8 protein-coding genes are annotated in these 10,299 nt (G+C 55.9%); 2 read left to right on the top strand and 6 right to left on the bottom strand.

The window, feature by feature from the left end:
* Positions 1-281: 281 nt before the first annotated feature.
* Positions 282-932, bottom strand: coding sequence for a GntR family transcriptional regulator (locus DCC25_RS11115; protein WP_110101728.1), 651 nt, complete (start codon positions 930-932; stop codon positions 282-284).
* Between the two features lie 66 nt (positions 933-998).
* On the opposite strand from DCC25_RS11115, the gene DCC25_RS11110 reads away from it, so the two are divergent.
* Both DCC25_RS11110 and DCC25_RS11105 read left to right on the top strand, forming a co-directional pair.
* Positions 999-1,724, top strand: coding sequence for a flavin reductase family protein (locus tag DCC25_RS11110; RefSeq protein WP_342352892.1), 726 nt, complete (start codon positions 999-1,001; stop codon positions 1,722-1,724).
* Complete coding sequence (locus tag DCC25_RS11105; RefSeq protein WP_110101726.1) at positions 1,724-3,088, top strand: MFS transporter; 1,365 nt, start codon at positions 1,724-1,726, stop codon at positions 3,086-3,088. The genes DCC25_RS11110 and DCC25_RS11105 overlap by 1 nt, the downstream gene beginning before the upstream one ends.
* 140 nt (positions 3,089-3,228) lie before the next feature.
* On the opposite strand, the gene hutG is transcribed toward DCC25_RS11105, so the two are convergent.
* The 5 genes from hutG to DCC25_RS11080 form a co-directional block, all read right to left on the bottom strand.
* Positions 3,229-4,197 carry a formimidoylglutamase gene (hutG, locus tag DCC25_RS11100; RefSeq protein WP_199445924.1) on the bottom strand — a complete coding sequence of 323 codons (969 nt, stop codon included), beginning with the start codon at positions 4,195-4,197 and terminating at the stop codon, positions 3,229-3,231.
* Positions 4,198-4,239: 42 nt separating this feature from the next.
* On the bottom strand, positions 4,240-5,460 hold the full coding sequence (gene hutI / locus DCC25_RS11095) for an imidazolonepropionase (protein WP_110101725.1): 1,221 nt from the start codon (positions 5,458-5,460) through the stop codon (positions 4,240-4,242).
* Between the two features lie 211 nt (positions 5,461-5,671).
* Positions 5,672-7,363 carry a urocanate hydratase gene (locus tag DCC25_RS11090; RefSeq protein ID WP_110101724.1) on the bottom strand — a complete coding sequence of 564 codons (1,692 nt, stop codon included), beginning with the start codon at positions 7,361-7,363 and terminating at the stop codon, positions 5,672-5,674.
* A 46-nt stretch (positions 7,364-7,409) separates the two neighbouring features.
* Positions 7,410-8,222, bottom strand: coding sequence for an IclR family transcriptional regulator (locus tag DCC25_RS11085; protein ID WP_110099560.1), 813 nt, complete (start codon positions 8,220-8,222; stop codon positions 7,410-7,412).
* Positions 8,223-8,278: 56 nt separating this feature from the next.
* Positions 8,279-9,619, bottom strand: a complete 1,341-nt coding sequence (locus DCC25_RS11080) for a YjiH family protein (protein WP_110101723.1) — start codon at positions 9,617-9,619, stop codon at positions 8,279-8,281.
* Positions 9,620-10,299: the final 680 nt, after the last annotated feature.

The following is a 10,299-nucleotide window of genomic DNA, read 5'->3' as shown; positions in this document are numbered from 1 at the left end:
CAACGGACGACTCGAACACCTGCGCGGATCCGCCCTGGGCTTCCGGAATCTCACCAACTACATCGCCAGGTCCTTGCTCGAGAGCGGAGGATTCAAGCCCCGTCTACACCCTCGATTGTGAAGAGCCCCTTATCTCCGCGATTAGAGAAGGACTTCAGCCCAAGCAACATCCATAGACGAGGTAGAACAGGGCATCTGCTCATTTCGAGGACAAGAGACTACTTGACAACAAACATGGGGCGGGCGCTCCCCCGTACAAGGGCGACTCTGGAGCTAACTTTCTAAAAAATCCGACTTTCTTCTGCTTTTGCCGAAGCCACCCCGATAGCAGACTGCACCAGATGATCATTAAGCTTGATGATCCAGTCCCTTGCCTCTCGTGGCTGACGGTTGTAAGCGGCCTGTAAGGCAGGAATGATAAATGTCTTGCCGATACTAATTTCTTTCTCCGTATCAGAGATATTCGCCCTCCAAAACCTTCGAGACAAGACATGCAAGGCAGTCAGCGAGTCACTGAGGTAACGATTATTGGTAGCTTCACGGACAAGAGTATGAGCTCTTCTCAGCACGTCTGAATACTTCTTGATCGTATCCACAACTTGAAAATCCTCGACAAGCATCCTCAAGTCCTTGCGTTGAGTCTCTGTGGCTCGGGTCGCTACGAGGCCAATAGCTAAGGCCTCCAGGGGGCGCCTTACTTCCAACCTTGCAAGCTGGTCGTCCACGGATATGGGGGGAACTTCTATACCCCGGCCACCGCGCGCTCGAAGTAAACGCTCCCGGTCTAGTCGTTGGATCGCTTCACGCAGGGGCGTGCGACCTACTCCGGCGAGTTGTCCTAAATCCGCTTCCGTCACGATACTACCGGGAACGACGGTCCCATCTTCAATCATGTCAGCCAGCTTCAAGTACGCTTCGTCTGCTTTGCCCACTGCCCACCTCTTCTACGACAAATGCGTCATATCACACTACACCGTTCTTGTGATTCATAGCACATAGTGTATATTCTTGATATCCACACGATACACAAAGGACCGATTACGTCAGGAGGCGTCAGCACTTTGAAGTACTCACCGTTGCAAGAACCAAATCCGTTGCCTTACTCTCCCTTCAAAAGCTCAACGGTGCCTCGCCCTATTGGTTGGCTTTCAAGCGTTAGTTCTGATGGCCGAGAAAATTTAGCTCCGTATAGTCAGTGGCAAAACCTCACATTTGATCCACCCAGAGTGATGTTTTCAGCGAACCAATACCCGGATGGTCGACGCAAAGACACGGTTCTAAATGCCGAGCAAACCGGCTGGTTCGTGTGGAACATGGCAACCTATGATTTGCGCGAGGCAGTCAATGTGAGCGCAATGGCTTTGGAACCGCACGAAAACGAATTTGATTATCTTACCGACCATGGCGTGAGCAAGATGTATGCCGATAATTATCCCGTACCAATGATCGCGGAATCGCCAGTCAAATTCGAGTGCCGTTATCACTCCACTCATCGAGTCCCAGGAAATTCACCGGTTGGAACGATTGATGTCGTCTTTGCAACCGTAGAGAAGATCCACATCGTTGATGAATTCATCACCGACGAGGGCCGTCTGGATATCGAGAGAATCGCCCCGATTGCTCGACTTGGTTACTTTGATTACACAGTGGTCCGCGAAACTTTCGAGATGCGTGTGCCCGGCTCTGACAGTGAGGCCCAAGCCGGACTAGAAGGGCGTGCATAATGTCTGCGCAATTAGTTAATGCGGATGGCGAAGATCGTACGACGCAACAGTCCCACACACGTCGTGTACGGGACCTAGTCGCGGTCAACTTTGGAAACGCTCTGGAGTGGTACGACTGGAATATCTATACGGTATTCGCCCCGGTGTTCTCGGTGCAGATTTTTCGTACAGAGAACCCTACCTCAGCACTCTTGGCAACCCTAGCGGTTTTCGCAGTGGGGTTTATCGCAAGGCCGATCGGCGGAATACTCTTTGGAGCCTACGCCGATAAAGTTGGTCGCAAGAAGAGTCTTTTCGTCGCGATGCTGATTACAGCATGCGGAAGCCTCGCCATCGCGGTGACCCCAACTTTTGAAGCCGTTGGCATCGTTGCGTCGATCGTGCTCCTTGTAGCCCGGCTTGCTCAAGGTTTGGCACACGGCGGAGAAATGGGAACCGCAGCGACCTACTTGATCGAACGAGCGCCGTCTCATCGCAGAGCTCTTTTCGGTTCAACGTCTTGGGTCAGTGTCGTGGTCGGAACTATGATCGCGACGTTAGTTGGCCTTGCTATAAACGGTTTGCTAAGTGAAACACAAGTTCACGACTGGGGGTGGCGCATTGCTTTCGGGCTCGGCGGGATTTTGGGTCTCTATGCGCTATATCTGCGTCGCATGATTACTGAAACAGAATCATACAAACAGGTCGCCCAATCCAACAATGAATCGCTTCCTACAAGATCGGAAGCGGGAAAGTTAGCAACAGCGGCTACCGGAAACGATGTGGAAAGTCCAGATAGCATTTTCAACTATTGGAAAGGCCTGCTGGTAATTTTCGGCGTCTCTGCAGGTGGATCTTTGATGTTTTATACCTGGCTGATCTACTTCCCCAATCACGCGCAGATGGCGTATAACATGTCACCGACTCAGACTCTAAGCGCATCTTTGATGGCACAGTTAATTTTCCTCTTCGCGATCCTTTTGGCAGGGCTACTTGGAGACAGAATTGGAAGAAAGCCGATGGTGATAACCTTTGGCGCTCTGTTCATCGTTTTGCCTTTCCCTGTCGAAATGATGCTTGACGGAAGCTTTGCCACGTTTATGATTACTCAGGTCATTGTCCTTTTGGCTATCGCCACGCTCTTTGGTGTTAATGCAGCTGTTTGGGCAGAGGCTTTACCAACCCACGTCCGCGCCAAGGGAGTAGCGAGCATCCTCTCGTTAGCAACGGCTATCTTCGGTGGAACCGCTCCATATCTAATTACCTGGTTCTCCGATAACGGTCAATACAATCTCTATCTTGTATACCTTATGGTCATAGCGACGCTCACTCTCCTGACTGGAATACTTATGCGGGAGGGTAAGAAACAGTCGCTCAGTGGGTGATTCCTCAACATCCCAATTAGAGAATTCCTTCAACCGATTCTTAAACGAGGTCAGTCCAGCCCCCTCTGTGTGGCTGGACTAACCCTGTTGCCGTCTGAGAGTTTTTGGGGCGCGAAGGCCCGGAAGGCTCTATCCGAACATTACTGCTTTTCGATCACGGCACGGTGAATCATCCGGGCCGCAGTTCTCGCGGTGCGCCCACCAATATCGTGCTTTGGGCTCAACTCGGCGACATCGAAATGTAGTAGTTTCCCACTGCGGGCCACCAGACCGATCACGTACTCAATCACATGGGGCGAGACACCAACAGCTGCCGGAGCGCTGACGCCCGGAGCAACATCGGCCGAAAGCACATCCAAGTCCAGGGTCAGGTAGACCGCATCCAGATCTGCCAGGAACGACTCCACAAACTCTGTCACAGCGCTCTTGTGATCGATGGTGGCCTCCCGGTCAAGGAGGACGGCCACATTCTCAGATTTCGCGCGGTCGAACAGAATTTTGGTGTTGGCTTGCTCAGCAATGCCCAGGGCGGCGTAGTGCAGGTCACGGCCGGCAAGATGCTCATGCTCAGCGATTTGAAAGAATCCGGTTCCGGAGGTCGCAAAGCCGGCGTCCCGGTTGTCAAAGTGAGCATCCAGATTCACGATGCCTAATTTTGCCGAGCCTGACAGCGAACGGTCTGAGGCGTCACCAGCACGCAGGAAGTGGGAAACACCCAGAAAACTGGCCCAGGTAATTTCATGGCCCCCGCCTAATCCGACGGTGAAGTGGCCTTGGTCCAGCAGGGTGCTCAGATTGTCACCGAATTCTTTCTGACCTTCTTCGAGCTCAGCCCCGGTGTCAATGTCTCCGGCATCGTAGATGCTGATCGGTTCCGGCAACGCGAATCCGCCTAATGCCTGGCGCAAGGACTGAGGTCCTTCCACTGCTCCAGGACGACCCATATTGCGTTTCACGCCTTCATCGGAGCGGAACCCTAGCAGTGCGGTTCCTGATTCGGCTGTAGCCGAAAAGGGACGGACGGCTTGGTGCCACCGCAGGTGCTCTGGCCCGTCCCCGTCGACACGGCCACTCCAGTTCTCTTTGTTCATGGTGTCAATAAGAGCCATACAATCTACCCCTGTTCTCAAATCACGAAGCTCACGGACGGTTTACACTGCACGAACGCCGCGACGCCAGACCGAATGCGTCATGGGCATTCCAGGGCGGTAGGCCAAGTGGATGGCAGCGGGGGCGTTCAGCAGGTGAAGATCGGCTCGTTTTCCGACTTCCAGGGAGCCGACTTCATCGTCAGCCCCCACGGCGATGGCGCCACCCAGTGTGGCAGCCCGGATAGCTTCGTGCAAGCTCAACCCCATCTGGAGCACAGCGGTACCCACGCAGAAGTTCATCGACGAGGTATAGCTGGTGCCCGGGTTGCAGTTGGAGGCCAACGCAATCACGGCACCCGCATCAAGCAGGCGACGGCCCGGAGCCAGCTGTTCGCGGGTGGACAGGTCGCAGGCCGGCAAGCAGGTTGCCACAGTGCCACGTTGTCCGGTGCCATTGTCCCGATCACCATCGCTCCAGGATCCTGCCAGGGCCTCGACGTCCGAATCGCTCAAGTAGTTCACGTGGTCCACACTGGTGGCTCCCATCTCCACGGCGAGTCTCACACCGGGGCCTTCTCCCAACTGGTTGCCGTGTACCCGTAAACCCAGACCAGCATCTTTGGCGTGTTGCAATACGCTCCGGGATTGGTCTTCGTTGAAGGCGCCCCGTTCACAGAATACGTCGGCCCAATCCACGTATGGCGTCACACCTTCCAGCATCGGGCCGTTGACATCGGCCAGGTACTCATCGGCGTCCACGCCCGCCGGGACCAGGTGGGCACCGAGGAAGGTGACGGTATCGAGCTCCCCGTCTTCTTTCAGCTGGTGTGCTAACTTGGCGTGCCGAATTTCTTCGGCAACCTGCAACCCGTACCCGGTCTTGGTCTCCAGATAGGTGGTGCCACCGTCAACGGCCTGACGAATCCGATCACGCACCAGCCCGCTCAGTCGCTCATCGCTGGCAGCCCGAGTCGCTTCGGTGGTGACGTTAATGCCACCAGCCGAGTAGGATTCTCCTGCCATTCGAGCCTCAAATTCGGCGCTACGGTCGCCATCGAAAATAATATGAGTGTGGGAATCAACCCAGCCGGGAAGAGCGGCTTTGCCTTCGGCGTCAACACTGACGTCAGCGGCGGGCACATCCTTGGAGGGGCCTACCCAGGCGATCTTTCCGTCTTCGAAAACAATCCCGGCATCCTTGATGACGCGTGACTCTGCATCCTGAGTATGTAATTCGGAGATATTGAAGATTGCGGTCGACTCGTTATTCTTCGAGCTCATCGAAACACTCATTCCTCTCAACGATAAAAATAATACGGGGCCTTTGCAGATCTGCCGGATGTTTTTGACTGTCGGTGAGGGTGTAGTGCCCATGGCCACGGCCGATGGCTCGCCCGCGTTGTAACCGATCAAACCGGAGCGCGTCCGTGTCGTCCTGAAGGACCGACACAGACGCGCCCAGGCAGCTCACATGGCCATCACTCAACGGCGATTAGTCGCGGATCTTCGGCTCCATCGGAACCTTGACACCACGTTCCTGAGCAACCTCGGCTGCGCGACTGTAACCGGCGTCCACGTGACGGATGACACCCATTGCCGGGTCGTTGGTCAGCAGTGCTTCCAGCTTGGCCCGACCCAGCTCGGTACCGTCAGCCAAACCGACCTGGCCGGCGTGGATAGAGCGGCCCATGCCCACACCACCCCCGTGGTGCAGCGAGACCCAGGTGGCACCCGAGCTGGTAGCGGTCAGCGCGTTCAACAGAGGCCAGTCGGCAATGGCGTCGGAGCCATCGAGCATGGACTCGGTTTCGCGGTACGGAGAGGCCACCGAACCGGAGTCCAGGTGGTCACGGCCAATAGCGATCGGAGCCTTGACCTTGCCGGAGGCCACCAGCTCGTTGAACAGCAGGCCGGCCTTGTGCCGCTCACCGTAGCCTAACCAGCAAATACGTGCCGGTAGCCCCTCAAATTCGACGTATTCTTCAGCAGCATCCAACCAGGTGTGCAGGTGCTCGTTGTCCGGGAACAGCTCCTTCAAGGCCTGGTCGGTGACCTTAATGTCTTCCGGATCGCCGGAGAGAGCAACCCAGCGGAACGGGCCAAGACCCTCGCAGAACAGCGGACGGATATAGGCCGGGACGAAGCCGGGGAATTCGAAGGCACGCTCGTAGCTGGCCTTGCGGGCCTCGTCACGAATGGAGTTGCCGTAGTCGAAGACCTCAGCGCCTTCGTCTTGGAACTCCACCATGGCCTGCACGTGCGTGGCCATGGACTCGCGGGACTTCTTGGTGAAGCCCTCCGGATCAGCCTGTGCTTCCCGATCCCAATCATCAATCGTGTACTCGACAGGCAGGTAGGACAGCGGGTCGTGTGCCGAGGTCTGATCGGTCACAATGTCGATACTGATTTCACCAGCACGGTGACGACGCAATAGCTCGGGGAACACTTCAGCGGCGTTGCCCACGTATCCCACAGACAGGGCTTTCTTCTGCTCCTTGGCTTCCAGGACCTTTTTCAGCGCGGTTTCCAGATCGGTTTCGACCTCGTCGAGGTAGCGCTTGCCCTGACGGCGACGTAGCCGTTCCTCGGAAACGTCCACGATCAGCACGGCACCGCCATTAAGGGTCACGGCTAGTGGCTGTGCTCCACCCATACCACCGCAACCGGCGGTCAGGGTCAGGGTTCCGGCCAAGCTGCCCTCGAAACGGTTCTTCGCGATCGCACCGAAGGTTTCGTAGGTACCCTGCAGAATCCCCTGGGTCGCGATGTAGATCCACGATCCAGCGGTCATCTGTCCGTACATCATCAGCTCAGCGTCATCGAGCTTGCGGAATTCTTCCCAGTTGGCCCAGTCGCCGACCAGGTTCGAGTTGGCAATCAGCACGCGCGGTGCCCACTCGTTGGTCTTGAGCACCCCAACGGGCTTACCGGACTGCACCAGCAGCGTCTCGTTGTTTTCGAGTTCTTTGAGGCTTTCGATGATGGCATCGTAGGCTTCCCAGCTACGAGCTGCCCGGCCGGTTCCGCCGTAGACGACCAGGTCTTCAGGACGTTCAGCCACCTCGGGGTCGAGGTTGTTCATCAGCATGCGCATCGGAGCTTCAGTCTGCCAGGACTTCGCGGAGATCTCGGTGCCTCGAGGCGCATGAATTTCGCGGGACGGGTCATGACGGGTAAAAGACATCGTATTTTTCCTTTCTCGGGTAGCACACTGGTAGTCACCCGGAGGACTACATCAGCCGTTTTTCTAATATGTTCGCGTAACGGCGCAGAGCCGTCACAAGCTTGTCGTGTTGTTCTGGTGTGGTCTTGGCCGGGATATAGGTCAGCGTCATCGCAGCAACAGGCCAGGCATTGCGGTCACAGATCGCCACTGATACTGAGGAAAAACCTTCGGTGACTTCTGAATGCTCGCTGGCGTAGCCTCTCTGACGGATCTCGCCTAACTCCTCCTGCAATTTCTGTAGCGTCGTGATTCTCAGCAGGTCAATATTGCGGACGGGAAACTCCAGCGATTCGTCATCGAGCTTATGTTCTCCCTCCGACTGGCCGTGCTCCCCCGTGGCAAACGCGCTCTTGAGTGAATACATGGCGGCCACTTGATCTTCGGGTAGCTGTGCCAGCATGGCCCGTCCCGAGGCGGTCGCGTGAGCTAACAGGCGCACGCCGACGTGGTTGACCAGCACCGGCCGGCCCTCGGCACGTTCATTCAACAAGTAGACAACGTTACGCCCGTAGAGCGTCGACAGATGTCCGTTGGCCCGTGTCTCGTCAACCAGCTTGGCCAGCAGTGGCGAGGCCAGACGTGAAACCGGCTCGTAACGCACATAGGAGTGAGACAATTCGACCGCGGAAGGCCCCAGACCGTATTTCTTCTCTTCTGGGTAGTGGATGACAAACCCCTGCGCTATGGCCGTGTTCAACAGGTGATAGACGGTCGAACGCGGAATGTGCAATTGATCCGAGACCAGTTGTGCACTCACGGGACCACGTTGTCTAGACAGCATCAGCAAGATCTCCAGAACGTGCTGAGCTGCCGGCACGCGAGATGACGAGTACTGCTCCGGCTTCCGTTGCGAAAGGACACTGCCTGTTTTCACTATTGCAACATCACCACCACGTGGCACAAGGGGCCAGCGATCAGAATGGTCAGCACGACGCGTTCAAACCACACCACGAGCATTTGCCAGAGGCTGATTGGAATCGAAGTCGACATCACGGTCGGAATCAGTGCGGAGAGGAACACGATCACCGAAACTGAGACGACGGCAATCAGCAGTCGTAACGCAAGATCTTCATCGCCACTCAGGAAGGTCGCAGGCAAAAAGATTTCAGCGACACTGAGGAACGATGCTTTGGCGGCCAGAAGCGGTTCGCTCATGCCCACGATCCACGTAAACGGCAAGAGCAGGTATCCTAGCCAGTCGAAGATCGGTGTGAAGTGCACCAGGATCAAAGCCACCGTTCCCACACCCATGATGGATGGGACGATGTTCGTGGCCATACGAAGCCCGGTCAGGAAGTTGGTGCCGAGGTTCACAAAGATATTGGGTGCAGCATCAGCGATCGCCAGCGCTTCAGACCAGGCCACTTTGGTCTTATTCTTCTTGACAATGCTTTCGGTTTCCAATTCCACGTTGGGATACGCTGTATTCGGAATGGTGCCCAGCGGAGGAATGCGGACGACAATGGCGGTCACCAGGAAGGTTACGATCAGCGACAAGAAGAAGTACCACAGCCACATGTCCATCAGGTCCAGGGTGCGTGCAATCACGACCATGAAAGTCACCGACACGGTGGAAAAGCCCACCGCGATAATGGCTGCTTCCCGGCCGGTGTAGCGTCCTTTCTTGTACATCCGATCGGTGATCAGCATCGAGACCGAGTAGCTGGCCACGAACGATGCGACCGCATCCACGGCGGAGCGACCAGGCGTGCGCCACACTGGGCGCATGATCGGCTGGGCATAAACACCGATGAATTCCATCAGCCCGTAATTGGTCAGTAGCACCAAGAAGATCGCGCCAATCGGCACCAGGATTCCGACCTGTGATGCCACCGGGTTAAAAATCGACGGTGCAATGTCCTCACCGATGATCCAGTTCGGTCCGAAGTCAAAGACCACCATGGCTGAAAAAAGAGCGCCCAAGACGGCAAACACGGCGAAGACCGCATCCACGACGTTCGTCATCCACTTGCCCTGAATCACGGTGAGCACCGCTCCGGCCACAGCGAGTGCCAGAATGATGTATGGCACCGCCTGACCGAGCCAGTCGGTGAACCACGAGACGATGTGTTCAATAAGGATCGAACTCTCTCCGTTGATAGTCAAGGGAACGAAGAAAATGAAAATACCCAACGCGCTGTAAAAAATGACGCGGAAAGCGTTACCCGCCGTGTGGGTATGTTGTGTTTCTGACGTTTCACTGTGCACAGTCATGTCAGCTCCTGTCTGGGCCGGATCGATGGTCCAACCGCTTTCTCGTCTCCGATCTTCCGAGACGTGGTGATCAGTAGTTTTCCAAAATTCTTGTTATATCCCCCCGCGCCGAGGAGGACGTCGCGGAGCAGCTAACAGTTGGATTCCATCGTCTTCAGGTGCCACGACTTGACGTTTCCAGGCGGATTCACCGGCGACAATACCGCCTCCGGTTGGACTACCCTCGTGAGTACGCCACACCCAGTTGAGGTCCTAGCCGGGTCATCTTCAGTATATTCTCCGAAAATCGTGCCCAGCGGCTTACGCATTTCTCGGCAATGGTCCTGCCGCGTCTTGTAGCAAGCGACGTGATAGCTACTCACGCGGTCTGCTAGCCACAGCAGTTTTCTCTGTTGCCCAACAAACCAACCACTGGAGACAGAAATCACGGTCTCAATCTCCACAGTGTGGGAAACGCGTACCAAAACCGTCGTGGCATGTGTGTTTCACATCGAGGTAATCTCCTTCATGCTTTCGCGCGAGTCGAGAGGGCCTCAGCCCACCTCACCTTCTGGTCGTCCCTCCATCACCGTTCGACGAGGTGCATACGACAGTGGTGAATCGGGTACACACACCAGTACAGCACCTCTTGGAGATCAGTAATAAGCTCAGCCCCAGATAACCGTCTGAGATACCAGACA

This window comes from Auritidibacter sp. NML120636, from assembly GCF_003185945.1.
In the GTDB taxonomy this organism is placed as follows: domain Bacteria; phylum Actinomycetota; class Actinomycetes; order Actinomycetales; family Micrococcaceae; genus Auritidibacter; species Auritidibacter ignavus.
Note: the sequence above shows the minus strand (reverse complement) of the source record. Positions and strands in the feature narration are given on the sequence as shown.